24 protein-coding genes are annotated in these 25,958 nt (G+C 64.8%); 12 read left to right on the top strand and 12 right to left on the bottom strand.

Going from position 1 to position 25,958, the window contains the following annotated elements; all coding sequences use genetic code 11:
* Positions 1-3 precede the first annotated feature (3 nt).
* From rlmH to E0702_RS03240, 4 genes are all read right to left on the bottom strand, one after another.
* Complete coding sequence (rlmH, locus tag E0702_RS03255) at positions 4-471, bottom strand: 23S rRNA (pseudouridine(1915)-N(3))-methyltransferase RlmH (protein ID WP_132041513.1); 468 nt, start codon at positions 469-471, stop codon at positions 4-6.
* Positions 468-830: a ribosome silencing factor gene (gene rsfS, locus E0702_RS03250; protein WP_132041512.1), complete on the bottom strand. Its 363-nt coding sequence runs from the start codon at positions 828-830 to the stop codon at positions 468-470. Before rsfS ends, rlmH begins: the two co-directional genes overlap by 4 nt.
* 122 nt (positions 831-952) lie before the next feature.
* Positions 953-1,582, bottom strand: coding sequence for a nicotinate-nucleotide adenylyltransferase (gene nadD / locus E0702_RS03245; protein ID WP_132041555.1), 630 nt, complete (start codon positions 1,580-1,582; stop codon positions 953-955).
* Between the two features lie 47 nt (positions 1,583-1,629).
* Positions 1,630-2,940 carry a glutamate-5-semialdehyde dehydrogenase gene (locus tag E0702_RS03240; RefSeq protein WP_132041511.1) on the bottom strand — a complete coding sequence of 437 codons (1,311 nt, stop codon included), beginning with the start codon at positions 2,938-2,940 and terminating at the stop codon, positions 1,630-1,632.
* 103 nt (positions 2,941-3,043) lie between these two features.
* Between E0702_RS03240 and E0702_RS03235 the strand changes: the two genes are divergently transcribed.
* The 3 genes from E0702_RS03235 to E0702_RS03225 are packed head-to-tail and all read left to right on the top strand — an operon-like array spanning position 3,044 to position 6,274.
* Positions 3,044-3,922 carry a hypothetical protein gene (locus tag E0702_RS03235; RefSeq protein WP_132041510.1) on the top strand — a complete coding sequence of 293 codons (879 nt, stop codon included), beginning with the start codon at positions 3,044-3,046 and terminating at the stop codon, positions 3,920-3,922.
* The gene (locus E0702_RS03230) at positions 3,909-4,835 is read left to right on the top strand and encodes a diguanylate cyclase domain-containing protein (RefSeq protein WP_132041509.1); all 927 of its coding nucleotides are present in this window, start codon (positions 3,909-3,911) and stop codon (positions 4,833-4,835) included. Before E0702_RS03235 ends, E0702_RS03230 begins: the two co-directional genes overlap by 14 nt.
* A 35-nt stretch (positions 4,836-4,870) precedes the next feature.
* A complete protein-coding gene (locus E0702_RS03225; protein ID WP_132041508.1) occupies positions 4,871-6,274 on the top strand; it encodes a bifunctional DedA family/phosphatase PAP2 family protein in 1,404 nt (467 codons plus the stop codon).
* A 362-nt stretch (positions 6,275-6,636) separates the two neighbouring features.
* Here E0702_RS03225 and E0702_RS03220 read toward each other — a convergent pair whose 3' ends face one another.
* From E0702_RS03220 to mpl, 3 genes are all read right to left on the bottom strand, one after another.
* The gene (locus tag E0702_RS03220; protein WP_205741866.1) at positions 6,637-7,260 is read right to left on the bottom strand and encodes a LysE family translocator; all 624 of its coding nucleotides are present in this window, start codon (positions 7,258-7,260) and stop codon (positions 6,637-6,639) included.
* A 64-nt stretch (positions 7,261-7,324) separates the two neighbouring features.
* Positions 7,325-7,948: a flavin prenyltransferase UbiX gene (locus E0702_RS03215; protein WP_132041507.1), complete on the bottom strand. Its 624-nt coding sequence runs from the start codon at positions 7,946-7,948 to the stop codon at positions 7,325-7,327.
* Complete coding sequence (mpl, locus tag E0702_RS03210) at positions 7,941-9,320, bottom strand: UDP-N-acetylmuramate:L-alanyl-gamma-D-glutamyl-meso-diaminopimelate ligase (RefSeq protein WP_132041506.1); 1,380 nt, start codon at positions 9,318-9,320, stop codon at positions 7,941-7,943. Before mpl ends, E0702_RS03215 begins: the two co-directional genes overlap by 8 nt.
* A 184-nt stretch (positions 9,321-9,504) precedes the next feature.
* Between mpl and E0702_RS03205 the strand changes: the two genes are divergently transcribed.
* On the top strand, positions 9,505-10,761 hold the full coding sequence (locus E0702_RS03205; protein WP_132041505.1) for a 6-phosphofructokinase: 1,257 nt from the start codon (positions 9,505-9,507) through the stop codon (positions 10,759-10,761).
* A 57-nt stretch (positions 10,762-10,818) separates the two neighbouring features.
* Here the strand turns inward: E0702_RS03205 and E0702_RS03200 are convergent, their stop codons facing one another.
* On the bottom strand, positions 10,819-12,552 hold the full coding sequence (locus E0702_RS03200) for a bifunctional protein-serine/threonine kinase/phosphatase (protein WP_132041504.1): 1,734 nt from the start codon (positions 12,550-12,552) through the stop codon (positions 10,819-10,821).
* 231 nt (positions 12,553-12,783) lie between these two features.
* Between E0702_RS03200 and ppa the strand changes: the two genes are divergently transcribed.
* Positions 12,784-13,314, top strand: a complete 531-nt coding sequence (ppa, locus tag E0702_RS03195; RefSeq protein ID WP_132041503.1) for an inorganic diphosphatase — start codon at positions 12,784-12,786, stop codon at positions 13,312-13,314.
* Positions 13,315-13,444: 130 nt separating this feature from the next.
* On the opposite strand, the gene E0702_RS03190 is transcribed toward ppa, so the two are convergent.
* Entirely contained in the window at positions 13,445-14,683 is a 1,239-nt protein-coding gene (locus E0702_RS03190; protein ID WP_165927467.1) for a DUF2333 family protein, read from the bottom strand.
* Positions 14,684-14,996: 313 nt separating this feature from the next.
* On the opposite strand from E0702_RS03190, the gene dsbD reads away from it, so the two are divergent.
* The 7 genes from dsbD (at position 14,997) to purH (ending at position 23,101) form a co-directional block, all read left to right on the top strand.
* The gene (gene dsbD / locus E0702_RS03185; protein WP_132041501.1) at positions 14,997-16,877 is read left to right on the top strand and encodes a protein-disulfide reductase DsbD; all 1,881 of its coding nucleotides are present in this window, start codon (positions 14,997-14,999) and stop codon (positions 16,875-16,877) included.
* A 228-nt stretch (positions 16,878-17,105) separates the two neighbouring features.
* A complete protein-coding gene (gene accB, locus E0702_RS03180; protein ID WP_132041500.1) occupies positions 17,106-17,573 on the top strand; it encodes an acetyl-CoA carboxylase biotin carboxyl carrier protein in 468 nt (155 codons plus the stop codon).
* Between the two features lie 60 nt (positions 17,574-17,633).
* Positions 17,634-18,977, top strand: coding sequence for an acetyl-CoA carboxylase biotin carboxylase subunit (accC, locus tag E0702_RS03175; RefSeq protein WP_132041499.1), 1,344 nt, complete (start codon positions 17,634-17,636; stop codon positions 18,975-18,977).
* A 74-nt stretch (positions 18,978-19,051) separates the two neighbouring features.
* A complete protein-coding gene (gene prmA / locus E0702_RS03170) occupies positions 19,052-19,966 on the top strand; it encodes a 50S ribosomal protein L11 methyltransferase (RefSeq protein WP_132041498.1) in 915 nt (304 codons plus the stop codon).
* A 78-nt stretch (positions 19,967-20,044) separates the two neighbouring features.
* Positions 20,045-21,106 (top strand): tRNA dihydrouridine synthase DusB, encoded by a 1,062-nt coding sequence (dusB, locus tag E0702_RS03165; protein WP_132041497.1) that lies wholly within the window; start codon positions 20,045-20,047, stop codon positions 21,104-21,106.
* Entirely contained in the window at positions 21,103-21,423 is a 321-nt protein-coding gene (gene fis, locus E0702_RS03160; RefSeq protein WP_132041496.1) for a DNA-binding transcriptional regulator Fis, read from the top strand. The genes dusB and fis overlap by 4 nt, the downstream gene beginning before the upstream one ends.
* Before the next feature lie 97 nt (positions 21,424-21,520).
* Positions 21,521-23,101 (top strand): bifunctional phosphoribosylaminoimidazolecarboxamide formyltransferase/IMP cyclohydrolase, encoded by a 1,581-nt coding sequence (gene purH / locus E0702_RS03155; protein WP_132041495.1) that lies wholly within the window; start codon positions 21,521-21,523, stop codon positions 23,099-23,101.
* 55 nt (positions 23,102-23,156) lie between these two features.
* Here purH and E0702_RS03150 read toward each other — a convergent pair whose 3' ends face one another.
* The 3 genes from E0702_RS03150 to folE form a co-directional block, all read right to left on the bottom strand.
* Positions 23,157-24,614 (bottom strand): NAD-dependent succinate-semialdehyde dehydrogenase, encoded by a 1,458-nt coding sequence (locus E0702_RS03150; RefSeq protein WP_132041494.1) that lies wholly within the window; start codon positions 24,612-24,614, stop codon positions 23,157-23,159.
* A 103-nt stretch (positions 24,615-24,717) separates the two neighbouring features.
* Positions 24,718-25,119 (bottom strand): dihydroneopterin triphosphate 2'-epimerase, encoded by a 402-nt coding sequence (folX, locus tag E0702_RS03145; RefSeq protein WP_132041493.1) that lies wholly within the window; start codon positions 25,117-25,119, stop codon positions 24,718-24,720.
* Between the two features lie 61 nt (positions 25,120-25,180).
* Complete coding sequence (gene folE / locus E0702_RS03140) at positions 25,181-25,738, bottom strand: GTP cyclohydrolase I FolE (protein ID WP_132041492.1); 558 nt, start codon at positions 25,736-25,738, stop codon at positions 25,181-25,183.
* Between the last annotated feature and the right edge of the window lie 220 nt (positions 25,739-25,958).

Genomic DNA, 25,958 nt, shown 5'->3' with positions numbered 1-25,958 from the left:
GACTCAGCGATGGTAGGGATGGCCAACCATCAGCGTCCAGGCGCGGTAGAGCTGCTCGGCCAGCAGGATACGCACCAGGGGGTGAGGCAGGGTCAGCGGCGACAGTGACCAGCGCTGGTCGGCCGCGGCGGAGAGCTCCGGTGCCAGCCCCTCGGGCCCACCGACCAGCAGGGCAACATCACGTCCCGCCAGTCGCCAGGCCTCGGCCTGTTCGGCCAGGCGTTCGGTGCTCCATGCCTTGCCACCCACCTCCAGGGCGACCACATGCTCATCGCCACGCAGCTTGGCCCGGATCCGCTCGGCCTCGCTCGCCATGGCGCGCGCAAGATCGGCATTCTTGCCGCGCTGTCCGGGAGGGATCTCCTCCACCTGCAGGGCAAAATCGCGAGGCAGGCGCTTGCGGTACTCTTCGACACCTTCGGTCACCCAGGCGGGCATGCGCGTACCCACCGCCAAAAGCCGTACCTTCATGTACCCGAAAGCTCGCTTTCACGCTCCAGGTCGCTGGGCAGGTCGGCCCAGAGTCGCTCCAGATCATACAATTGGCGGGTCTCGGGCAGCATCACGTGCACCACCAGGCTACCCAGATCGACCAGTACCCAGTCGGCACCGGCTTCCCCCTCGACACCGCGGGGCTGCAGGCCCTGCTCCTTGGCACGCTCCACCACTCGCTGTGCCAGCGCGGCTACATGACGGGTGGAGGTACCGCTGGCGATGATCATCAGATCCGTCACGCTGGTAAGCCGCGAAACATCCAGCTGAACAATATCCTTGGCCTTGAGTTCTTCCAGCGCATCCACCGCTAGAGTCTTGAGAGCATCGTTATGCATAGGGTCTTCTGTGGGCTGTCGTTGAATGACCATTGTAACGCCTTGACCTTCGTCTGACAGGTTTCGTTCAGTCGAGGCCCCCTCAACTGAGTCCGGGGCTTTTCCACCTGGTCGACATATCGTCAAGACCGACGATAGAGGTTGTGGTCCATGATGTGTGCCTCTACCGCCTCGGGCAGCAGATAGCGAACGCTGAGTCCTCTGGCGAGGCGTCGACGCAGCTCCGTTGCCGAGATCGCCATTCGGGATGGCAGCCGCAGGCGAAGCAGACCGCCGGCGGGACGCGCCATCAGGGCGTCGACATCGTCGCTTTCGCGCCCGGCGACCAGGTCACGCAGCGCGACCGGCAGCGCCGCCTGATGATCGGGGCGGTCTACCACCACCAGGTGGGCCAGCTCGAACAGCCGCTGTGGCGCATGCCAATCGGCCAGGCGCAGGAAGGCATCATGACCCAGCGCCATGACGAGTCGCGCCTCGCTGCCCAGCTCTTCTCGCAGTGACGCCAGCGTATCGGCGCTGTAGGAGGGGCCCTCGCGCCATAGTTCGCGGTCGTCGGCGACCAGCCCCGGGGTATCGCCGATCCCCAGGCGCAGCAGTGCCAGGCGCTCGGCAGGCGAGACGCTGGGTTCACCGCGCAGCGGCGGCGCCTTGGCGGGGATCAGGTGGACGCAATCGAGCGCCAGTGCCTCTCGCAGCTCGACGGCGCTGCGTAGATGCCCCAGATGTACCGGGTCGAAGGTGCCACCCAGCATGGCGATGCGCGCCGGGCGACCTCCCTGCCCCAGGCGTTGCCGCTCCCTCACTGGCGGACCTGGCCATCGCCCAGTACCACATACTTGCGTGTGGTGAGGCCCTCCAGGCCCACTGGCCCGCGGGCGTGCAACTTGTCGGTCGAGATGCCAATCTCGGCACCCAGGCCGTACTCGAAGCCATCGGCGAAGCGGGTCGAGGCATTGATCATTACCGAACTGGAGTCGACCTCGGCCAGGAACCGCCGTGCAAGACTCCAGGATTCGGTGACGATGGCATCGGTGTGATGAGAGCTGTAGCACTCGATATGTGCCATGGCGGCATCGATGCCATCGACCACGCGAATCGCCAGCACCGGGGCCAGATACTCGGTCTGCCAATCCTCTTCAACGGCCACCGAGACCTGCGGCAATATCGCGCGGGTGCGCTCGCAACCCCGCAGTTCGACGCCATGTTCGGCGTAGGCCGCCGCAAGCTTCGGCAACAGCGACGCGGCCAGAGGCGCATCCACCAGCAACGTCTCCATGGTGTTGCAGGTGCCGTAGCGGTGAGTCTTGGCATTCACGGCGATCGCCAGCGCCTTGTCGGGGTCCGCCGTGGCATCCAGATAGACATGACAGATACCATCGAGGTGCTTGATCACCGGCACGCGTGCCTCACGCGAGATGCGCTCGATCAGCGACTTGCCGCCTCGCGGAATGATCACATCGACAAATTCGGGCATGGCGATCAGGCGACCCACGGCGGCGCGGTCGGTGGTTGCCACCACCTGCACGGCTCCCTCCGGCAGCCCTGCGGCCGTCAGCCCCTCACGGATACAGGTCGCGATGGCGGCATTGGAGTCGCGCGCCTCGGAACCGCCGCGCAGGATGGCGGCGTTGCCCGACTTGAGACACAGACTGGCCGCCTCGAGGGTGACGTTGGGCCGTGACTCGTAGATGATGCCGATCACCCCCAGGGGGACCCGCATCTGGCCCACCTGAATACCGCTGGGACGCGCTCTTAGTCCGTCGATCTCTCCCACCGGGTCGGGCAGCGCCGCCACCTGACGCAAACCCTCGATCATGCCATCGACTCGTTGGTCGTCCAGCGCAAGGCGATCGAGCAGCGCATCGTCCAGGCCGGTTTCGCGCCCCCGCGCAAGATCACGGGCATTGGCCGACAAGATCTCCTCCCGCGATGCCTCCAGCCTCTCGGCCATGGCCAGCAGCGCGGCATTCTTGGGTCCAGTGGGCGTACGGCGCAGACTCGCGGCGGCACGCCGTGCCACCTCTCCAAGGCCGGTCATGTAGGCATCAATATCGCGGATCTCTGCGGCGCCTGCCGCGGCGGCGCCGTCGCGCTGGACTTGAGCTGTCATGCCAGAAGGTGTCTCCTGTAAGCGGGGCCAGAACGAGCCGCAATGGCGCTATACTGGCGCACGATGGGCTCGTTGCAGATAAGGGGGGTCATAGTAAGCCACCATGCATAACAAGTACAAAGTCAGCCTGCTACGCCTCAATCTGCTATTGGCGGCGCTGCTTCCGGCGCTGTTGGTGCCCTATGCCCGCGACCACTCGGAGGCCATGCTGCTTGGCCTGGCCGCCGCCTGGCTCGCCATCAGCGCGACCCTGGTGGAGTTCAGCCATCGCCGCCCACCACTGATTCCCTGGCAGCTTCTGCCCAGCCTGCTGCTCGGCGCCCTGCTCTGGTCTTCGGCCGACCGCTACCCCTTCCTGCTCTGGGCCTGGGCCGCCTTGATCATTCTGCCTCAGCCGGCCTGGATGGCGGCGATCAACGTCCTGCTGGCATCACTATCCCTGGCCTGGGTGGCGCGGCAGCTTCCCATCGAGCAGGCCATGACCGCCGGTCTGGTGCTCGCCCCGATGCTGCTGCTCGGCCTGATCCGCACACGACGGCTGACCCCGCTGTTCGCCCAGGCCAAGGGGCGGGTCAGCCTGGTGCCGGGAGAGCGACTCTGGCCCCGCGCCCGACTGGCCGGTGACCTGGCCCGGGAGCAGGGCCGCGCCCAGCGCGATGGTACCCATGCCGAACTCGTGCTGCTGCGAACACGACGCCGCCACCTGTGGAGCGTGGCGCGTCAGCTGTGTGAGATGACTCGGGGCTTCGAGCACTGCTATCGACTCGATAAGCGCACCCTGGGGGCACTACTGATCAGCCGCGACGCCGCCCTGGCGACGCCTCGTCGCCAGCGGCTGCTGGAGCGCCTGAGTGAGGTGGAGCGAGCGCGGGTGGTCGCTCTGCCGCATGCTCGCTCGCTTGCCGAGGAGCTGCGCGCCCTGGAGCGTCAGAAGCTGCCCATCACCTTGACACCTGGGACTCTGATCCATGCTGACGCCTGATACGCCGCGCCTGCTGGCGTGCCTGTTTGCGCTAGGTGCCGTGCTGCTCTTTGGCCAGGCGCTCTGGCACTACCTGATCGGTGACTACACGCGAATTCTTCTGCCCGCCCTGTTCGCCCCGCTGATGCTGACCGCTGCCCTGATGCGCCTGGGGGAGCAGGAGACGGCGCGCCTGTCGGCTTACCTGGTACTGGCCTGCAGCTACCTGCTGGTCGCCACCCATCTGCCGAAAGAGTCCACCCTGGAGCTGCTGTGGCTAGGGCTGCCCCCGGTACTGACCCTGCTGCTGTTGCCGCTTGGCCAGGCGACCCTGTTGAACCTGGTGTTGGCACCGATCTGGCTGCTGCTGGCCAACCTCGCACTACCCTCTCCAGAATCGCTGGCCTACCTGACACTGGTGGTCGCCACGGGGCTCGCCCCCTGGGGAATACGCCATCAGCATGCGCTTTGGCTCGTCACCGACCCCCGTGATCAGGAGTGTTCCGCCCTGAAGGCGGCACCACTGCTCGAACGACTGAAGAGCGAGGTGGAACGTGCCGATCTTCTCGATCAACGACTCGCCGTGGCGGTGCTGCATCTGCCACAGCTGGAGATGGCGGGAGAACAGTTCGGCGGGCTTGCCCGGCAGGCTCTGCTCAATACCTTCTGCGCTACCGTATCAGAGCATAGTCGCGACCATGATATGCTGGGACGCATCGGCGATGCCGACTTCTGGCTGGTTATGCCCGGCACCAGCGAGAGCGGGGCTCTGCTGGTACGCCAGCGTATCGAGGAGGCCGCGGCGATCGCCACCCTCCACGACACCGGCGGGGTGGAGGTACGTGGTGCCATCTGCCCCCTCTCTCCCAAGCAACCCTTCATGGAACTCAAGCGCCGGCTGGATGCCACCACGCGACGACTCGCCGACGGCTGAACCCTGACGGCTTCGATACGGGAAGACCTCTTGTCATGGACCTTGCTTCGTTGCTGGGCCAGCTCACGCCCTCGCCCGGCATGTTGCTGCTGATCATCGCCATTATCGCCATGCTGGAGTCACTGGCCGTGGTGGGCGTTCTGGTACCCGGCGTGCTACTGATCACCGCCGCGGCCTCCATGGCCGGCCACCAGGAGCTGGCGCTACCGGCCCCTCTGCTTGCCGCCTTTCTCGGTGCGGTTGCCGGCGATAGCGCCAGCTTCGTGCTGGGGTATACCCAGCGTGAGCGCGTGACCCGGTGTTGGCCATTCTCACGCCATCCCGAGTTTCTTGCCCGGGGAGCGCGCTTCTTTCAGCGCCAGGGAGTACCGTCGGTATTTCTGGGGCGTTTCGTGGGCCCCGTTCGACCTATCGTGCCGCTGATCGCCGGCATGCTGCACATGCCCCCGCGCACCTTCCTGTGGGCCAACCTGGCCTCCGCCGCCCTGTGGGCACCCGCCTTTGTGCTGCCTGGCTATCTTCTGGGACGGACGTGGGACCAGCTGATCGAGGTGCCTCCAGCCTTTCACCAACCGCTGGCGCTGCTGGCCGTGATCCTGCTCGTGCTGGTGGTAACGTTCTCCTGGCTGCGCCACCACGCGAGCCGAAATGGGCGCGCCTATCGGCTGTGTGCCGGGCTGGTACGGCGCCAGCCGTTACTGCGTGGTCTGTGGCTGCGCCAGAGTAGCGACGGCGAGGTTCCTCTGGGCAGCCTGCTGCTACTGATTCTGGCGCTGGGCGGGGTATCGGGCTGGACGTTGCATGTCATGCAGCATGGCCTGCAGGGCCCGCTGCCCATCGACCGTCAGGTCCAGATGCTGTTCGAGGCGATCGCCACCCCGACCCTGACCCTCGCCGGCCAGGGGCTGGCGCGAGCCGGCGATCTGCTCGGCGTGGTGGCACTCGCCCTGCCCTGGGCCGCATGGCTGCTGTGGCGACGACGTCTGGATGCCCTCTGGCATATCATCACGGGACTGCTGGGCATCTCAATGCTCAATGTCCTGGGCAAGGCAATGTTCGCGCGGCCGCGGCCCGATACCCCGGCCCATCTCGCCGACTCCTTCTCCTACCCCAGCGCTCACACCTCCGGCGCCGTGGTGCTGTTCGGCCTGGCGGCCGCCTTCGCCGCCCGGGAGCTCGCCCCCGCCTGGCGCCACTGGGCCTACTGGGCGGCGACGCTCGCCGTGACACTGATGGCGCTTTCACGGCTGATGATCGGCGTGCACTGGTTCAGCGACCTGGTCGGCGGTGCCCTGCTGGGGTTGGTCGTCTGCGCCCTGGTGCAGCTCTCCTGGCAGGCCCGAGCACGTCCCGCCCTTGCTCCCTGCCCGTGGCTCCGCCTAGCCATCGCCTCTCTCGGCCTGGCGGCGGCACGAATCGCCTGGCTGCCGCCGATTTAAGGTGCGAGGTGCGAGGTGCGAGGCGGTGTCAAATTCAGGTTCATCGCAAGCTGGCGTGAATCCGTTTGGCAGTGAGTATTGGGAGGCCGAGTTCATCGTGGGAAGCCGGGGTTCATGGTGGGAGGCCGGCTCGGCCGGGCGAATGGAGGCCAGAGGCCTCCCGGTAATGGCACAATACTGGGCAACACCACCAAGGCGCCTATCGGCGCCTTCGCCCGGGAAACCCGGCCTCCCACAGGGTGGCGCCATCGCCCAGTGGGTAGAGGAACATCCCTCCCACCTACAGGTTTCACGTTAGTCTGCGATGAACCCAAATTCATGGGGTTAGGGGACAGTCCCCATGCAGCCCCCATTCAGCCGGGTCAGCCCAGCGCCAACCATATCCCTACCCCGACCATCAGGGTGCCGGCGATACGGTTGAGCAGGCGCACGCTGCCACCGCGCGCCAGCAGACGACGCAGTCTGCTGCCACCGGTGGCGTAGAGCAGCAGGCAGATAAACTCGATGACCAGTATCAGCGCCACCAGCACGACGAGCTGGCCGGCCAGCGGTCGTCCGGCGTCGAGAAAGGGGGGCAGCAGCGCCACGAAGAAGGCCCACCCCTTGGGATTGGCCACGGCGGTCACGAACCCCTGCATGGCCAGCTGACCGCGCCCCGCGGGCGCTACCTCCAGCCCCTCCTCGGGGATCGCCATGCGTCCACGGGAGCGCCACATCATGATGCCCAGGTAGGCCAGATAGGCACCACCGAGCCACTTGAACAGCGCAAAGAGCTCCGGCTGACGAAGCATCAAGGCCGCCACGCCGACGCCGGCCGCAGCGGCCACCACCCCCACCCCGGCCAGCTCTCCGGCCATCATCCACAGGCTGCGGCGAACGCCCTGGGTCATGCCCAGCACCATGGCCAGGGTCATGCACATTCCCGGCGTCAGGGAGACCAGAAAGAAGGTCGGCAGGAATACCGACAGCAAACCCGGATTGATCATGTTCGAGACCTCCCTGTCACACTGTTTTATGCGGTGAAGCGCTGAGCGGCCAAGCGCCAAACAGCTAGTGGCCCGACTCTCCCCAGCGCGGCATCAAGCGGTGTTCTATCCCTAGCTGATTGAGGATGCGCGCCACGATAAAGTCGATGAGATCATCCACCGTCTCGGGACGATGATAGAACCCCGGCGCGGCCGGCAACAGCACCGCGCCCAGACGGGTCAGATCGAGCATGTGCTGAAGATGGATCGCCGAGAGCGGCGTCTCGCGCGGCACCAGCACCAGGGTGCGCCTCTCCTTGAGCGCCACGTCGGCGGCCCGCTCGATCAGGTTGTTGCTGGCCCCCGTGGCCACCGCCGAGAGGGTCCCGGTCGAGCAGGGACAGATCACCATGGCCGAGGGGGCGCCGGAGCCGGAGGCCACCGGCGCCATCCAGTCCTCGCGACCGAAGCAGCGAATCTGACCCGGCCGTGCCCCGCTACGTGCCACAAGGGTCTCGGCCAGCCGTTCGGGGCGGGCAGGCAGTTCAACATCGGTCTCGGTGGCAATCACCAGATGGGCCGCCTTGGAGATCATCACCCACACTTCATGATTCGCCGCCACCAGGGCGTCGATCAAGCGCAGACCGTATTGCGCGCCGGAGGCGCCGGTCAGCGCCACCGTGACCGGCGCAGCAAACTCCTCAGCCATGGGCCGCCTCCAGTGCTGTCAGCAGTTTCTCATGAATACCGCCGAAACCGCCGTTGGACATCACCACGATGCGGTCATAGGGCCTCGCCTCGGCGACGAGTGCCGACACCAGGGTCGCCAGATCCTGTTCGAGTCGCGCCGGTATCGGGCTCTCGGCGATGATGGGCTCCAGGGGCCAGTCCAGTCCCTCCGGTCGATACCAGAAGACGATATCGGCGGCGGACACGCTGGAAGCCAGACGATCTCGCAGAGTGCCCAGGCGCATGGTATTGGAGCGAGGCTCGATCACCGCCAGCAGCCGCCCCCGCACGGTGGCGGCGCGCAGCCCCTGCAGCGTCCCGGCGATCGCCGTGGGGTGATGAGCGAAGTCATCGATCACCTGGATATTGGCGACCTCCCCGCGCACCTCCTGGCGTCGCCGCGGGGACTCGAAGCGCGCCAGGGCGGCGGCCGCCCGATCCAGGCTTACCCCACAGGCATGGGCAGCAGCCAGCGCCGCCTGGGCGTTACGAGCGTTGTAGAGACCGGTCAGGGACCAGTCGACCACCGCATCCTCATTGGCATCGGCATCCTGGTGAATGACCCGAAAGCGGGAGGCGTCGTCGCGTTCGAGCTCGAGCCGCCAGGCGCTGGTGGGAGCCTCGCCAATACGCACGACCGGGCTCCAGACTCCCATGGCCAGCACCCGCTCCAGGGCCGGTTCGCCGTCGCCCACCAGCAACATGCCATTGCCCGGCACCGTGCGCACTAGATGATGAAACTGGCGCTCGATCGCGGCGATATCATCGAAGATATCCGCATGATCAAACTCCAGATTGCCCAGTACGGCGATATTGGGTCGGTAATGAACAAATTTGGAGCGCTTGTCGAAGAAGGCGGTATCGTACTCATCGGCCTCCACCACGAAGGGCGCGTCTGCCGCACCGAGGCGAGCCGAGACACCGAAGTTGCGCGGCACACCGCCGATCAGAAACCCCGGCGCAAGCCCCGCCGACTCCAGCAGCCAGGCGACAAGGCTCGCCGTGGTGGTCTTGCCATGGGTGCCGGCCACGGCGATCACCCGCCGGCCGGGCAACACATGCTCGGCCAGCCACTGGGGGCCCGAGACATAGGGAAGGTCGGCATCGAGCACCGCCTCCACCTCGGGATTGCCTCGCGACAGCGCATTGCCAATCACCACCAGGTCGGGACGTGGCTCAAGATTGGCGGGCGAGTACCCTTCGCACAGGGCGATACCGGCCTCCTCCAGCTGGGTGCTCATGGGGGGATAGACCCCCGCATCCGAGCCGCTGACCGTGTGGCCCAGCTCGCGCGCCAACAGCGCCAGGCTGCCCATGAAGGTGCCACAGATACCGAGGATATGAAGGTGCATGGGACTCGCTCCAGCATGGGTGGTGACCGCGCCCGCAAGGCGCGAGGAGAGGCGAGACTAGCACGCCCCCACGGAGCCCCTCCAGCTCCCCCGGGTGCAGGGCGCGGGGGTTTCGGCTAGAATCCCCTCCACCTTCAACCCCTTCCATCCCAACAGTAGCGACGACCAGGAGCAGAACAGCCCCATGGCCCATAACGCCTTCTACGCCCAGTCCGGCGGCGTCACCGCCGTGATCAACGCCAGCGCCTGTGGCGTGATCGAGGCCTGCCGCCGCCATCCCGACCAGATCGGCAAGGTCTATGCCGGCCACAACGGCATCATCGGCGCCCTCACCGAGGAGCTGATCGACGTCAGTCGAGAGTCAGACGAGGCGGTCGCCGCGCTGCGCCACACCCCGGGCGGCGCGTTCGGCTCCTGCCGCTACAAGCTCAAGGACATCGAGACCCACCGCGCCCAGTACGAGCGGCTGATCGAGGTGTTCCGCGCCCACGATATCCGCTATTTCTTCTACAACGGTGGCGGCGACAGCGCCGACACCTGCCTCAAGGTCTCGCAGCTCTCCGAGAAACTCGGCTACCCGCTCACCGCCATCCACGTGCCCAAGACCGTGGACAACGACCTGCCGATCACCGACAACTCGCCAGGCTTCGGCAGCGTGGCCAAGTATATTGCCACCTCGACCCTCGAAGCCTCCCTGGACATCGCCTCCATGTGCGCGACCTCCACCAAGGTCTTCGTGCTCGAGGTGATGGGACGCCATGCAGGATGGATCGCCGCCGCCGGCGCCCTGGCCGGCCAGGGCGAGGGCGAGCCGCCCCACCTGGTGATCTTCCCCGAGATCGCCTTCGACCGCGAAGCGGTGATGGCCCGCGTCGATTATGCGGTCAAGACCTACGGCTACTGCGTGATCGTGGTCTCCGAGGGGGCCCGCTACGAGGATGGCACCTTCCTCGCCGATGCCGGCAACACCGACGCCTTCGGCCATCGTCAGCTGGGCGGCGTGGCGCCGACCCTGGCCGGCATGGTCAAGCAGGATCTGGGCTACAAGTACCACTGGGCGGTGGCCGATTATCTGCAGCGCGCCGCCCGCCACCTGGCCTCCGCAACTGACGTGGAGCAGGCCTACGCCGTCGGCGAAGCGGCGGTGGAGCTGGCCATCGAAGGCAAGAATGCGATGATGCCGGCCATCAAGCGGGCGGCGGGTACACCCTATCAGTGGCATATCGAGCCGGCCCCACTGGCCGAGATCGCCAACCGCGAGAAGTTCATGCCCCGCGACTACATCAGCGAGGATGGCTTAGGCATCACCCAAGCCTGTCGTGACTACCTGCTGCCCTTGATTCAGGGCGAGGACTTCCCCCCGTTCGATAACGGCCTGCCCCGGGTGGCCAAGCTTGCCAAGCACCGCGTCGAGCGCAAGCTGCCCGATTTCGAGCTTTAAGTCACGAGGGGCAACTCCTTGCCCCTCGTTCCTAGTTCCTTGAGCCTGGCCGCAGGCCTATCTCAGCAACCAGGAAAGCACCAGCAACAACAGCAGTATCGCGGCGACCCCCTGCCAGAACTGGCCGGCATCCCGGACTCTCCTCGAGGTGCCGCGCGCCGTGGGCTCACGCTGCAGAGTGGCGAGAGGCTGGCGCAGCTCACGCAGAAACTCCGACATGCGTCGATAGCGGAGCGCGCGCTGGGGATCCAGTGCCCGACGCAATGCCTCGTCGAGCGGCTTGGGCACCTCGGGGTTACGCTGCCGTGCGCTGCGATAGGCCAGCTGTTCAAGATCGGTATGCCGCAGCAGACGATTGGGCGATACCGCGTAGGGCAACTCCCCGGTCAGCAGCCAGTAGACCGTCGAGGCATAGGAGTACTGGTCACTACGCCGGCCGATCCCGTCCCCTAGCGCATACTCGGGAGCACTGTGTTCGGTCAGCCCCACCTGACGAAGCAGTTCGTGGGCATCCTTGAGCCCCGATCCGTCACGCGCCCGACAGGCGCTGAAGTCGGTCAGCACCACCTTGCCATGCGCATCGATCAGCACATTGCCGGGATGGATCAGCTGGTGCAGCAGTTCCCGGTGATGCAGGGCCTGCACCGCCTTGCCCAGTTGATTGGCGATATCCAGCCGCTGGGCGAGGCTCGCCTGGGGGTGGCGTCGCGCCCAGTCGGCCAGCGTCTCGCCCTCGACATAAGCCATCAGATAGTAGAGATAGCGCCGCGGCCGCGACGGCTCCATGATGTGCGCCACGAAGGGGGACTTGACGCGCTCCACCACCCACTGCTGCAGCAGGAAATGCTCCAGATAGATATTACGAAGGGAGAGCTCGGGACTCGGCGCCTTCATCACCATCTCACGCCCGCTCTGGAGGTCACGCACTCGATAGACGCGTGACTGCGCTGTACGCGACAGCACGGCCTGCACCTCCAGGCCCTCGAGACGGTCACCGGGCGAGAGCTCCGGCGGGATCGGTAGCTCGCCATACACCTTGGCCGGGTTATCCGACTGCTCCTCGGGCAACTCATCGATGCGTAGCAATTGAAAACAGAACTGATCGGCACCGTAACCGCGGGACTGTGCTCGCTGCACTGCCGCTTCGGCCAGACGGTCGCAGGCGGCATGCAGATCACTGGCGTCCTGCCGGATCAACTGCACATAGTCGGATGGCATCAAGGTGCCCAGCACCGCCTGGGTGGTAAACAGAAAGATATCTCCCTGCTTGACCGGAAAGCGCGCATAGTCGATGTCGATGCTGTTATCCATGCCCAGCGCACGCGAAGGGTAGCGATACCCCCCCAGATCGGTGACATGATCTCGCGTCAGCTGCTCGAACTCTGCCCCGCGCAGCCGAAACACCACGGTGTCACCCATATGGAAGAGATGGCCCTCGGTGCCGCGCAACACGAGGGCCGACAGAGAAGTGACGTAACTGCCGTCCGCTACCTGGCGACTCTGGCTATAGGTCCAGGCATTGAGCGCACGCAGCACACGGGTCGCCGATGTCTTGATGTCCCAGTGATCGGGGGTGGAGTAGTAGTCGCTCAGGAAGCTACGTACACTGAGATCTCCGGCCTGCTTGGCCATGCGATTGCGCTGGGTCGCATCGCTGATCAGCGCACAGGCGCCCTTGGCGTTGAGCAGAGGTGGCTCGGGTAGGCTTACCGACATGGAGCTGCGGTGTCGCCGGCGATCCGGCGCCACGAAGGCCTGACCAAAACTCAATGACAGCTGTGCGGGTGACACTCGCCTCTCCTTACCCGATGAATCATGCGCGGCCATCATACACGCCGCAGACCTGCACGGGTGCAACAGCATGACCATAGTGGCATCTTGCCAGCACCGAAAATCGCGCCGGCACCTATGTCGAATTGGTATTCAGTCAGGCTGGCCCGTATAATTTCGCGGATTTTTCTTCCAGACGACGCGCCAGGACCTTCTGCCAACCCCTTCTTCTACCTACCCAAGGAAGCGACGATGAACTTCGATAATATCCCCGCCGGCAAGGAACTCCCGAACGACATTTATGTAGCGATCGAGATTCCGGCCAACCACTCGCCGGTCAAGTATGAGATCGACAAGGACATGGGTGCCCTGCTGGTAGACCGCTTCATGGCCACGCCGATGTTCTACCCGGCCAACTACGGCTTCATCCCGCACACCCTGGCCGACGACGGTGACGCCCTGGACGCCCTGGTGGTTACCCCCTGCCCGGTACAGCCCGGCAGCATCATCCGCGCCCGCCCGGTGGGCATCCTCAACATGACCGATGAAGCGGGCGAAGATGCCAAGCTGGTATGCGTGCCCCATCAAAAGCTGTCCAGCCTCTATGACGACGTTCAGGAAGTGACCGACCTGCCTGAACTCCTGCGCCAGCAGATCGCCCACTTCTTCGAGAACTACAAGGATCTCGAGAAGGGCAAGTGGGTCAAGGTGGAGTCCTGGGAAGGTGCCGAGGCGGCGCGCAAGGCCATCGAGAAGGCTTCCGACGCCTATCACAAGGCCTGATTGAGAAACCACTCAGGACACCGACACTCTGCGCTCCGGGTCGTGAGCGTCGAGCATAAACGCAGCGGGCCGCCCCTTGAGGCGGCCCGCTGCGTTTATGGGCATTGAAAACCCAGCCAAGGAGGCCAGTTCACTGCTCGGCAGCTTGATCCTCTTGCGCTACCGGCTCCACCTGGTCATCCAGACTGGGCGCCTGATCCGCCTCGGCCCCCTGCTCGGCCCCCTGCTCGGCCTTCTGCTCAGTCTCCTGCTCGACTTCCTGATGGTCGGTAGCTTCCTGATCAGGCTGGGCGTTGGGCGCCACATCGAGTACGTCAGGTTCGCTGGCGGGTGTTGGCTGGACTTCCTCTCCGACCACCACCTGCTCGGCACTCTCGGCAAGCCGAGTGATGATCGACTCGACCAGATCGCGGGCCCGGCTGATGTGATGTGCCATCACCAGCGTATGATTGGCGAAGGGACCAAAACCCCGGCCACTCATCACCACGGGGCTCCACAGGCGACGCTGGGTCATGGCGAGTTCCGCCCGCAGACGCTCCCACAGCTCGACCACCTCGGCCGCCTCCAGCACATCGGCCTGATCACGCTGCACCCCCTCCAGCATCTGCACCAGCGCCCAGCCGGCGCCGCGTGCCTCGAAGAAGACGTTGTCGACTCGATACCAGGGGGTGCCCTCGGGAAGCGCCTCGTTGTCGATGGCGAGCTCCTGCAGCAGCTGATGCCCCTCGGCACCCGAAGCCAGACGCAACGACAGGTCGTCGAGATTTACCCGAACATCGGCCAGCCAGCGACGTAGCCCCGCTCCGGGCACGAAGCCTTCGGCCTCCATGCCGCTCAACGCCATCAGCTGGCTGTCCAGGGCGGTCACCGCCGACATCAGGCGGTCCTCGGTGGCGGGCCGATACCAGTCGAGACCGTCACCGGCCAGGCCACGAACCGCCTCCTCCAGCAACTCGACCTCGGTTGGGTCCATCGAGGGCAGCGCCCGCGCCAGATCCTTCGACTGCTGCAATACGCCCTGCTCCCAGCTCGGCATGTTGTCCAGCCACAGACCGGGCGGCAGTCGGTCGTTACGCAAGTAGCCGCCAGGCTTGGCATAAAGCGTCTCGACGATGGAAGCCAGGGTAGCCACCGTCACCGCTCCTCTGGCGGCGGGCTCACTGCCGGCATCGCCACGACGCTCCATGGGCACCCGCTCGACGCTATGGGGGGCCGGCGTGCGACTCCACCAGACCCCGAGCACCAGCGTCACCACCAGATAGAGCACCAGCAGTGCCAGCAGCGGCTTCCAGATCCAGCCGTAGTCGGGTCGCTCCAACGCTGCCATCTTCTTGCGACGCTTGGCGTCGCGGTTGCCCATCCAAGCCATGTGCAGGTTCCTTTCCTTTACGAAGCATAAGAGCATGCCTATACGAAATATAAGAGCATGCCCATACGAAACATCGGGATGTGCGACAACGTGGCACACCTCTCGCCACGCCTCTCACTGAAGACACCCCCTCCCCTTGGGTTATCCTAGCATCCGACCAGCACCCGCGGTCAGCTAACCCCTGTCTGCTCACCAGGTTCCTGATGCGAACGCGTCCTGATGGAGTTACCCCTGCCCCGGGGGTGCACCGGAACCCCGTGCGGCAGGTGAGGTCTGAACGCCAGCCACACTATCAACCAAGGACAGGACTTTCGTGATCCGCATTCAACGCCACGCCCTGAACGCCCTGCTACTGCTGTTGCTGCTACCGACCGTCGCTCAGGCACAGTGGTTCTCCAACGATGACTCGGAGTTTCTGCCGGTCCTGGAGGCCTTTCAACCCAGCGCCTGGCATGATGGCGAGACTCTCTATATCGGCATGGAAGCTGCTGAGGGTCACTATCTCTATCGCCATCAGTTCGCGGTAGAGAGCGATGCGGCAGCACTGGGTGATCCCGAGATCCCCGAAGGCACCTTCACCAGCGACGAGTTCCTCGGCGACGCCTATGTGTTCCGCGACACCCTGGTCTTCGAGGTTCCCTTCGAGGAAGAGGCCAGCGGCGTGATACCGGTCACGGTAACCTTTCAGGGCTGTGCCGATGCCGGACTCTGCTATCCCCCCGAGCATGTCGATCTGGATGCCGCCGAACAACAGGCACCGGCAATCTTTGCCGGCTGGCAGGCCACGAATGACAACACTTCTGTCGTCAACACCAGCTTGGCCGATGACACCAGCTCGGCCAGCTCCACACTACCCGCTGCCCCGCAGAGCGAGGATGGCCGCTTTCAGGCGCTGATGAGTGAGGCCAGCCTGCCGCTGGCCCTGGCGCTGTTCTTCCTGGCCGGCCTGGGGCTCACCTTCACGCCCTGTGTACTGCCCATGGTGCCGATCCTCTCCTCCATCATCGTCGGCCAGAACCCGAGCCGGCCGCGCGCCTTCGCCCTGTCCGCCAGCTATGTGGCAGGCATGGCCTTCACCTACGCGCTGGTCGGGGTACTGATGGGACTGTTCGGCGCCGGACTCAATCTTCAGGCTCGGCTACAGTCGGCACCGGTGCTGATCACCTTTGCCATTCTCTTTATCCTCTTCGCCCTGGCCATGCTCGGCGCCTTCGACCTGCGTCTCTCGCCCAGACTGACCCAGCGTATCGATGGCTGGCAGGCCCGCGCCCAGCGGAGCGGCCCTGCCGGCCTGGCACTGGCCGGGGCGCTATCGGTGCTGGTGGTCTCCCCTTGTGTCTCGGCGCCGCTGGCAGGCGCGCTGGTCTTCATCTCCACCACCGGCGATGCGCTGTTGGGCGGAGCCGCCCTGCTCGCCCTGGGACTGGGCATGGGGGTCCCTCTGCTGCTGGTCGGCACCTTTGGCACCACCCTGCTGCCGCGCAGCGGCGCCTGGATGAATGGTGTGAAGATTGCCTTCGGTATTCTGCTGCTGGGCGTGGCAATCTGGCTGGTCGAACGCCTGCTGCCGGCGACACTGGTGCTACTGCTGTGGGCCGGCCTGGCGGTTGGCACCGCGGTGGCGCTGGGCGCTATTTCCACCAACCTCCCTCAGGGATGGGCACGCGCGCGTCAAGCGCTAGGGCTGCTGCTGCTCGCCTGGGGCATGGCGCTGGTTCTCGGTGCGGCCAGTGGCGCCAGCGATCCACTGCGCCCCCTGGCGCCACTGACTGGCGAAGCGAACTCGTCACCCCTCGCCGACACCTCCGCGCCACAAGAGATCATCACGGTGGACAGGCTCGATCAGCTGCACCAGGCGCTCGCCGCCGTGCCGAATGATCAGGCCGCCTTCGTCCACTTCACGGCCGACTGGTGCATCTCCTGCAAACAGCTCGAACGCCGGGTCTACCCGGACCCACGGGTCGCGGAGCCGCTCGCGGACTTCGCGCGCATCAACGTCGATGTCACCGACAGCGATGCCACCAGCCGCGAACTTCTTGAGCGATTCGAGCTCTTTGGCCCGCCGAGCCTGCTATTCTTCCGTGCAGGCGAGGAGATCCGCGAGGCACGCATACTAGGCGCTCCGAATGCCAGGGAGCTCGCCGGCCACCTGAATAGTGTGCGCGACTGGATCGATAAGGGTAGTGACGCCTGAGCCCGGACAATCCTGTCAGGAAGACGCCCTCAAACAGTTGTTCGAACAGCGTTTTCAGCGATGCTGGACATCGCACAGGTTTTTCGGCAAACTCCGCCGCTACCCACTTTTCATGGTCCTTAGAGGCGGAAGAGTCGCCATCTTGCCGCGATCTAATGAAACTTGGACCGGGTTGACAGCGCCGGGCCAACGACCATTCACCGCACCCAACCGATCGGGACGAACGTCATGGATATCCGCAAGGTCAAGAAGCTGATCGAGCTGCTGGAAGAGTCGAACATCAGCGAAATCGAGATCCAGGAGGGCGAGGAGTCGGTCCGCATCAGCCGTCACCCCAATGGCGTGAGCTGGCAGCCAAGCATGCCTGAGGCCTATGCCCCTGCGGCATACCCGGCTCCCGCCGCCGCACCGGCACCCATCGAGAGTGCCGAGCCTGCCGCCGCCGAGGGCCCCAGCTTCCAGGGCCAAGCCATCACCTCACCCATGGTAGGCACCTTCTACCGCTCACCGGCTCCGGGCGCCAAGGCGTTCGTTGAAGTGGGCTCCCAGGTCAAGAAGGGCGAGACGGTGTGCATCGTTGAGGCCATGAAGATGATGAACCAGATCGAGGCCGAGCGCGACGGCGTGGTCGAGGCCATTCTGGTCGAGGATGGCGAGCCGGTAGAATACGATCAGCCCCTGGTCGTGATCGCCTAAGCGTCGCCCTCTCTTCAATTATCCGATACTGGTCATTCACTCGATACTGGCGGACCCATCATGCTGGACAAGGTTCTTATAGCCAACCGCGGCGAGATTGCCCTGCGCATCCTGCGTGCCTGCAAGGAGCTGGGTATCAGAACGGTGGCGGTCCACTCCAAGGCCGACCGTGAGCTGATGCATGTGCGCCTCGCCGACGAGGTCGTGTGCATAGGGCCGGCCTCCTCGGCCCAGTCCTATCTCAACATTCCGGCACTGATCAGTGCCGCCGAGGTTACCGACAGCAGCGCCATCCATCCCGGTTACGGCTTCCTCGCCGAGAATGCCAACTTCGCCGAACAGGTGGAACGCTCCGGTTTCACCTTCATCGGGCCCAGGGCCGAGACCATTCGCCTGATGGGCGACAAGGTCAGTGCCATAGAGTCGATGAAGAAGGCAGGCGTTCCTACCGTGCCCGGATCCGATGGCCCGCTGCCCGAGGATGACGATGGCCAGATTCTGGCCACCGCACGCCGCATCGGCTACCCGGTGATCATCAAGGCCGCGGCCGGCGGCGGTGGTCGCGGCATGCGTGTGGTACACACCGAGGCTCACCTGCTCTCGGCGGTCACCGTGACCCGCACCGAGGCGCATTCGGCCTTCGGTGACGGCACCGTCTATATGGAGAAGTTCCTGCAGAATCCACGTCATGTGGAGGTGCAGGTGCTGGCCGACGGTCAGGGCAACGCCATCCACCTCTATGACCGCGACTGCTCGCTGCAGCGCCGTCATCAGAAGGTGATCGAAGAGGCGCCGGCCCCCAAGCTCGACCCCAAGGCCCGCGCCGATGTACTCGAGGCGTGTCGCCAGGCGTGCATCACCATTGGCTATCGCGGCGCCGGTACCTTCGAGTTTCTCTACGAAGATGGCCAGTTCTTCTTTATCGAGATGAATACCCGCGTACAGGTAGAGCATCCGATCACCGAGATGGTCACCGGCGTGGATATCATCAGGGAGCAGCTGCGCATCGCCTCCGGTCTGCCGCTCTCCATCCGGCAGGAGGATGTCACTCTCAACGGCCACGCCTTCGAGTGTCGCATCTGCGCCGAGGATCCGCGCACCTTCATCCCCTCCCCCGGCAAGGTGACGCTCTTTCACCCCCCGGGCGGCATCGGGGTGCGCATGGACTCCCACCTCTATACCGGCTACACGGTGCCGCCCCACTACGACTCCTTGATCGGCAAGCTGATCACCTGGGGCAGCGACCGTGAAACCGCACTGACCCGCATGCGAGTCGCCCTGGACGAGTTGCTGGTGGAAGGCATCAAGACCAACACCGATCTTCACAAGGATCTGGTGCGCGATGGCGACTTCCGACAGGGTGGCGTCAATATCCACTATCTGGAGAAGAAGCTGGGCCTCTAACCTTCCCGGCTTCGGTATTAGCGGGGCGGCCTCGGCCGCCCCGCTTGCGCTTCCCCCCGCTTATCGGAGATACCATGCCCTGGCTGCAACTCAAGGCCCATGTCGCCCCGGAACAGGCCGAGACCCTCGAGGAGCTGCTGCTCGCCGAGGGGGCTACTGCCATTACCCTGCAGGACGCCCACGACGATCCAGTCTTCGAGCCCGAGCGCGGCAGCACGCCGCTGTGGCACGAAACGGTGCTCACCGGACTGTACGACGACCTCGAAGGCGTTGACGCCATGCTCGAGCGGGTGCAACACGCCTGGGCCGTCGCCCAACCCGAAGAGCCCTGCCCCGAGATCGAGGTGGAACTGGTCGCCGACCGGGACTGGGAGCGCGAATGGATGGAGGACTTCGTGCCGCTGCAGATGGGTGAACGCCTGTGGATCGTACCCAGCTGGCACACGCCACCCGAACCCGGCGCGGTCAACCTGCATCTCGATCCGGGCCTCGCCTTTGGCACCGGCACACATCCCACCACCGCCCTCTGCCTGGCCTGGTTCGACGCTCTCGCCATCTGCGAGGCCCTCGAGGGCCAGACGGTACTCGATATCGGCACCGGTTCGGGTATCCTGGCCATCGCCGCCCTCAAGCTGGGCGCCAGGCAGGCGGTGGCGACCGACATCGATCCCCAGGCGTTGACGGCGAGTCGCGACAATGCCGAGCGTAACGGGGTACAGGAACAGGCCCTGCGGCTCTGCTACCCCGAGCAGCTCGACGGCGCGGAGACATTCCCCGTGGTGGTGGCCAATATCCTCGCCGGGCCACTGGTCGAGATGGCGCCTATGATCGCCAGCCATGTTGCTCCCGGGGGGCGCCTGGCGCTCTCCGGCATCCTCGAGGGCCAGGCCGAACAGGTGCTTCAGGCCTATCGCGAGCAGGGGCTGCGGATGGATGAGCCGGTCACTCGCGAAGGGTGGGTTCGTCTCACCGGGCGTCGACCGAGCTAGCCTGGCCCGACAACACCACTTCACCCTACTCGACGCGGGGCGTATGATATGCCCCCCTTGCCGCCATCGTTCCGAGCCATGTTCGACGCTAGCCAGTCACTGCCCCGCATCGCCCACCATACGCTGCCGAACCGGACCATCCTGGCACCGATGGCCGGCGTCACCGACCGCCCGTTCCGACAGCTGTGTCGGCAGCTGGGCGCCGGCATGGTGGTGGGCGAGATGGTGACCTCCGACCCGAGCCTGTGGCACACCCGCAAATCAAGGCTACGCATGGACCATCGGGGCGAGCCGGGCCCACGCAGCGTGCAGATCGCCGGCGGCGATGCCGCCATGCTGGCCGAGGCGGCCCGCTTCAATGCTGACCAGGGCGCCGAGATCATCGATATCAACATGGGGTGCCCGGCCAAGAAGGTCTGCAACAAGGCCGCCGGCTCTGCCCTGCTCCGCGACGAGGCGCTGGTGGCCGAGATCCTGACGGCGGTGGTAGCAGCGGTGGATATACCGGTCACGCTGAAGATCCGTACCGGCTGGTGCGCCGAAAGCAATAATGGCCTACGGATAGCGCGCCTGGCCGAAGAGACCGGCATCCAGGCACTGGCGGTGCACGGCCGCCATCGTCAGCAGCGCTACGCTGGTTATGCCGAGTATGACACCATTGCCGCCATCAAGGCGGAGGTGAAGATCCCGGTTTTCGCCAATGGCGATATCGACTCTCCCGAGAAGGCCGCCGCCGTCCTCGACTATACTGGCGCTGATGCGGTGATGATCGGCCGAGGCGCCCAGGGCAACCCTTGGATCTTCCGTGAAATCAACCACTACTTGTGTCACGGTGACTGCCTCCCTCCCCCCAGTGATGGCGAACGTGCGAGTGTGCTCCGCCACCATCTGGTCGCACTACATGACTTCTATGGTGACACCATGGGGGTGCGCATCGCGCGCAAGCACGTTGGCTGGTACCTGGCCGGCGATGCTCGACTCACCGAGGCGCAGCGGCGTGAGCTGAAGGGACACTTCAACCGTCTCGAAAGCCGTGCCGACCAGTATCGTTTTATCGACGACCTCTTTGGTCATGCCCCCTCGCCTGCCACTGCGCCGGACGAGCAGGGCGCGACCGCGAAAGGAATACGAGCCGCATGACCAGTCAAGCCCTTCCCTCCGACCCACAGATTGCAACAGGTCGCTCGCCGAATGATGCCAGCACCGAGCTGTCCGCGCCGACAGACGGGCAGCCACCGCTGCGTGAAGCGGTAGAGCTCTCCATGCGCCGCTATTTCGCCCACCTGGATGGCGGCGAGGTGACCGGGCTCCATGCCATGGTGATGGCCGAGGTCGAGGCTCCGCTGCTCGCCTCGGTGCTCGAACATACCCAAGGCAACCAGACCCGCGCCGCCGAAATGCTCGGCCTCAATCGCGGCACCCTCCGCAAGAAGCTGAAGCAGTATGATCTGATATAAAGCGGAGAGCCTCTGGCCCTCCTCGGCGCGTTTCACGCGCCGCCAGCATCCCATTCGCATCCCCATCCATCGCCCTAGACGTCAAGAGAGTGACCCCATGGCCCAAGTCTCCTCCCTCCCGGTACGCCGTGCCCTGATCAGCGTTTCCGACAAGACCGGCATCGTCGAGTTCGCTCGTGGACTCAGCGAGCACGGCGTTGAACTACTCTCCACCGGCGGTACCTTCCGCCTGCTCCAGGAGAACGGAGTCACGGTCATTGAGGTGTCCGAGCACACCGGCTTCCCCGAGATCATGGATGGTCGCGTCAAGACCCTGCATCCGAAGATCCACGGCGGCATCCTCGGCCGTCGTGGTCAGGACGACGCGGTGATGGCCGAGCATGACATCACGCCGATCGATATGGTGGTGGTCAACCTCTACCCCTTTGCCCAGACCGTCGCCAAGCCCGACTGCACCCTCACGGACGCCATCGAGAACATCGATATCGGTGGCCCCACCATGGTGCGCGCCTGCGCCAAGAACCATGCCCACACCAGCATCGTGGTCGATGCCGCCGACTATGCCCGAGTGCTGGGCGAGATCGCTTCCCAGGATGGCAGGGTGTCGGAAGCCACTCGTTTCGACCTGGCCGTCAAGGCCTTCGAGCACACTGCGGGCTACGACGCTGCCATCGCCGACTACCTTGGTCAGCGGGTGCAGGGTGGTGAGGATGGCTTCCCGCGCACCTACAACCTGCAGTTCGAGAAGAAGCAGTCCATGCGCTACGGCGAGAACCCGCACCAGCAGGCGGCCTTCTACGTCGAGGCCGGTGCCAGTGAACCCAGCGTGGCTACCGCCGTGCAGCTCAACGGCAAGGCCCTCTCCTTCAACAACGTCGCCGATACCGATGCCGCCTTCGAGTGCGTCAAGGCCTTCACCGATACCGCCTGTGTCATCGTCAAGCATGCCAACCCCTGCGGCGTAGCGGTAGGCGCCAGCGCGAGGGAAGCCTATGACAAGGCCTTCGCCACCGACCCCACCAGCGCCTTCGGCGGCATCATTGCGTTCAACGTGCCACTGGACGCCGACACCGCTCGCGCCATCATCGACCGCCAGTTCGTCGAGGTGATCATCGCCCCCGGAGTCGATGGCGAGGCCGCCAGGATCGTCGCCGAGAAACAGAACGTGCGCCTGCTCGACGTGGGTGCCAGCTGGCCTGGCGAGCGGGGCCATGCCCATGACTTCAAGCGTGTCACCGGTGGCCTGCTGGTGCAGGATCGTGACCTCGGCATGGTGGGACGCGATGAGCTCACCGTGGTCAGTGAGCGTGTGCCGACCGAGCAGGAGCTACGCGATCTGGCCTTCGCCTGGAAGGTGGCCAAGTACGTCAAGTCCAATGCTATCGTCTACGCCAAGGATGGGCAGACCATCGGCGTGGGTGCCGGCCAGATGAGCCGTGTCTACTCGGCCAAGATCGCCGGCATCAAGGCCGCCGATGAGGGCCTCTCGGTGCCCGGCTCGGTGATGGCCAGCGATGCCTTCTTCCCGTTCCGTGATGGCATCGATGCCGCCGCCGCCGCCGGCATCGCCGCGGTGATTCAGCCTGGCGGATCCATGCGTGACCAGGAGGTGATCGACGCCGCCAACGAGGCGGGCATCGCCATGGTGTTTACCGGCATGCGTCACTTCCGCCACTAACGCCTGAAGCGAGGGGCGAGGGGCGAGATCCCTCGCCCCTCGAACCTCGTCCCTACTACCCCAGGTCGATGCAGAGGTACTTGGTCTCCAGGAACTCGTCCAGCCCCTGGTGGCCGCCCTCGCGACCGAGTCCAGACTCCTTGACACCACCGAAGGGCGCGGCGGCGTTGGAGATCAGCCCGGTATTGATCCCCACCATGCCGTACTCCAGGGCGTCGGCGACACGCCATACGCGGCCCAGATCGCGGGAGTAGAAGTAGGCGGCGAGGCCGTACTCGGTGTCATTGGCCATCTCCACGGCACTCTCCTCGTCATCGAAGGGGAATACCGCCGCCAGCGGGCCAAAGGTCTCCTCGCGGGCCACCTGCATCTGCTCGGTGGCGAAGCTGATCAGAGTTGGCGTGAAGAAGTTGCCTCCCAGCGGGTGTGGATGCCCCCCCAGCAGCAGCTCTGCCCCCTTGTCCACGGCGTCCTGGACATGCTCGCTGACCTTCGCCACCGCCTTGTCGTCGATCAGCGGACCGATATTGACGTCCGGTTCGGTGCCATCACCAACCCTGAGCTCGCTGTTCATGGCCACGGCAAGCTTTTCGCAGAAGGCATTGACGACGCTGGACTGCACCAGGAATCGGTTGGTACAGACGCAGGTCTGGCCGGCATTGCGGAACTTGGCCGCCATGGCGCCTTCGACCGCGGCGTCCAGATCGGCATCCTCGAAGACGATAAAGGGCGCATTGCCGCCCAGTTCCAGGGAAATCTTCTGGATATGCCGCGCGGCGCTGGCCATCAGCTCGCGCCCCACCTCGGTCGAACCGGTGAAGGTGATCTTGCGCACCAACGGCGACTCGGTCATGGCCGCGGCAATTTCCGACGCCCGCCCCGGCACCACATTGAACACCCCCCGTGGCACGCCGGCGCGCTCGGCCAGCAGCGCCAGCGCGGTGGCCGAGAATGGGGTCTGGCTGGCTGGCTTGCAGACGATGGTGCAGCCCGCAGCCAACGCCGCGCCTGCCTTGCGGGTAATCATGGCCGCCGGGAAGTTCCAGGGGGTGATGGCGCCCACCACACCGACGGGTTGCTTGGTCACCACGATGCGCTGATTGGCCTTGGCAGGCGGAATGGTCTCGCCGTAGATGCGCCGAGCCTCCTCGGCGAACCAGCGCAGGAAGCTGGCTGCATAGGCGATCTCCCCGGCGGCCTCCTTGAGTGGCTTGCCCTGCTCATGGGTCATGATCATTGCCAGGTCATTCTGATGCTCCAGCATCAGGTCATGCCACTTCATCAGGATATCGGCGCGCTCCAGGGCACTCAGCGCCCTCCAGGCCGGCAGTGCAACGTTGGCGGCATCGATGGCCCGCTCGGTCTCGGCAAGCCCCAGGCGCGGCACATCGCCTACGGCCTCGCCGTTGGCCGGGTTGATCACCTGAATCTGCTCACCGCTGTCGGCGGCCACCCAGCTGCCGTCGATATAGGCGAAGGGGCAGTAGAGTTGCGTTTCCTTGAGGGCTTCCATGACGTTCTCCTGCCGCATTGCGGCTTTGACCGGTTTGCCCTCATGCTAAGCGCAAAAGCCCCGACACTCCAAGTGACGGGGCCACCTTATTCCCACGGTAAGATCAACGCGGCTTGCGGCTCTCGGACAGGGTGATGGAAACCGAGTCGGCGAAGCGCAGGGCATGGGGCTTGTCGATCTCGACCTGGGCCGTCAGCACCTGTTCGTGGGACATGATCAGGTCGAGTACCTCGCGGGTCATGCGCTCGAGCAGCAGGAAGCGGTTCTCCTCGACGTGGGCGATCACCTGCTTGGTGATGGTGCGGTAGTTCAACGCCTGCTCGATATGGTTGAACGCCACTGCCTTGTCGGCGCGATAGCGAATTACCGCATTGATCACCACATCCTGGCGGTTGGCAATCTCCTCCTCCTTGATGCCGATATGCGTGCGCAGGCGAAGGTTCTTGATGCGAATGGTCGCCAGACCGTGATCGAAGTGCTGGTCATCGATGGCGTGCAGCGGCATGGCCGACTCTCCTCAATAAGTGCACCTGTGAATTACATCCGTGTCGTGCGCCTGGATCGATTCAGCGCCCGTTGATCAGGGTCAGAAACTCCTGGCGGGTCGCCTGATTCTCTCGAAAGCCACCGAGCATCACCGAAGAGGTCATGCTGGAGTTCTGCTTCTCGACGCCACGCATCATCATGCACAGGTGGCGGGCCTCGACTACCACCGCCACGCCCCGGGCGCCGGTTACTTCCTGCACGGCCTCGGCGATCTGCCGGGTGAGGCTCTCCTGGATCTGCATGCGCCGAGCAAACATGTCGACGATACGCGCAAACTTGGAGAGGCCCAGCACCTTGCCATTGGGCAGATAGGCGATATGGCACTTGCCGATAAAGGGCAGCAGGTGGTGCTCGCACATGGAGTAGAGCTCGATGTCCTTGACCAGCACCATCTCGTCGGTTTCCGACTCGAAGACCGCGCCATTGACGATCTCCTCCAGCGACTGGAGATAGCCGTGGTTGAGAAACTGCATGGCCTTGGCGGCCCGCTTTGGCGTATCACGCAGCCCTTCCCGTTCGGGGTCCTCGCCTAGCGCAAGGATAATCTGCCGATAGTGGTTGGCGAGCTCTTCTGTCATGGGGGGCTCCGTCAAGTCGTCGCTGGTTGCCGCGTTTCATATGCAATATATATACAGAATCTTCAAAATGTACAAGATTCTAACATCCCGAGCCTATAGTCTATCAGTCCGCCCTCCTGGTTCGGCACTTCGCCGCCACTTTCTCGCTGTCCCTGTCCCCTGCTCGACTCGCGACATGCTGCCGCACCCCGACAAGGTCGATGAGTCGATGCATCAGGCT

The sequence above is a fragment of the Halomonas marinisediminis genome (assembly GCF_004347715.1).
In the GTDB taxonomy this organism is placed as follows: Bacteria; Pseudomonadota; Gammaproteobacteria; order Pseudomonadales; family Halomonadaceae; genus Halomonas; species Halomonas icarae.
This window is presented reverse-complemented; position numbering and strand designations above follow the sequence as displayed.

Bases quoted from the DNA above. Each gene is read 5' to 3' on its own strand.
- rlmH (WP_132041513.1), bottom strand. From the start codon at position 471: ATGAAGGTACGGCTTTTGGCGGTGGGTACGCGCATGCCCGCCTGGGTG.
- rsfS (WP_132041512.1), bottom strand. From the start codon at position 830: ATGCATAACGATGCTCTCAAGACTCTAGCGGTGGATGCGCTGGAAGAA.
- nadD (WP_132041555.1), bottom strand. From the start codon at position 1,582: ATGCTGGGTGGCACCTTCGACCCGGTACATCTGGGGCATCTACGCAGC.
- E0702_RS03240 (WP_132041511.1), bottom strand. From the start codon at position 2,940: ATGACAGCTCAAGTCCAGCGCGACGGCGCCGCCGCGGCAGGCGCCGCA.
- E0702_RS03235 (WP_132041510.1), top strand. From the start codon at position 3,044: ATGCATAACAAGTACAAAGTCAGCCTGCTACGCCTCAATCTGCTATTG.
- E0702_RS03230 (WP_132041509.1), top strand. From the start codon at position 3,909: ATGCTGACGCCTGATACGCCGCGCCTGCTGGCGTGCCTGTTTGCGCTA.
- E0702_RS03225 (WP_132041508.1), top strand. From the start codon at position 4,871: ATGGACCTTGCTTCGTTGCTGGGCCAGCTCACGCCCTCGCCCGGCATG.
- E0702_RS03220 (WP_205741866.1), bottom strand. From the start codon at position 7,260: ATGATCAATCCGGGTTTGCTGTCGGTATTCCTGCCGACCTTCTTTCTG.
- E0702_RS03215 (WP_132041507.1), bottom strand. From the start codon at position 7,948: ATGGCTGAGGAGTTTGCTGCGCCGGTCACGGTGGCGCTGACCGGCGCC.
- mpl (WP_132041506.1), bottom strand. From the start codon at position 9,320: ATGCACCTTCATATCCTCGGTATCTGTGGCACCTTCATGGGCAGCCTG.
- E0702_RS03205 (WP_132041505.1), top strand. From the start codon at position 9,505: ATGGCCCATAACGCCTTCTACGCCCAGTCCGGCGGCGTCACCGCCGTG.
- ppa (WP_132041503.1), top strand. From the start codon at position 12,784: ATGAACTTCGATAATATCCCCGCCGGCAAGGAACTCCCGAACGACATT.
- E0702_RS03190 (WP_165927467.1), bottom strand. From the start codon at position 14,683: ATGGCTTGGATGGGCAACCGCGACGCCAAGCGTCGCAAGAAGATGGCA.
- accB (WP_132041500.1), top strand. From the start codon at position 17,106: ATGGATATCCGCAAGGTCAAGAAGCTGATCGAGCTGCTGGAAGAGTCG.
- accC (WP_132041499.1), top strand. From the start codon at position 17,634: ATGCTGGACAAGGTTCTTATAGCCAACCGCGGCGAGATTGCCCTGCGC.
- prmA (WP_132041498.1), top strand. From the start codon at position 19,052: ATGCCCTGGCTGCAACTCAAGGCCCATGTCGCCCCGGAACAGGCCGAG.
- dusB (WP_132041497.1), top strand. From the start codon at position 20,045: ATGTTCGACGCTAGCCAGTCACTGCCCCGCATCGCCCACCATACGCTG.
- fis (WP_132041496.1), top strand. From the start codon at position 21,103: ATGACCAGTCAAGCCCTTCCCTCCGACCCACAGATTGCAACAGGTCGC.
- purH (WP_132041495.1), top strand. From the start codon at position 21,521: ATGGCCCAAGTCTCCTCCCTCCCGGTACGCCGTGCCCTGATCAGCGTT.
- E0702_RS03150 (WP_132041494.1), bottom strand. From the start codon at position 24,614: ATGGAAGCCCTCAAGGAAACGCAACTCTACTGCCCCTTCGCCTATATC.
- folX (WP_132041493.1), bottom strand. From the start codon at position 25,119: ATGCCGCTGCACGCCATCGATGACCAGCACTTCGATCACGGTCTGGCG.
- folE (WP_132041492.1), bottom strand. From the start codon at position 25,738: ATGACAGAAGAGCTCGCCAACCACTATCGGCAGATTATCCTTGCGCTA.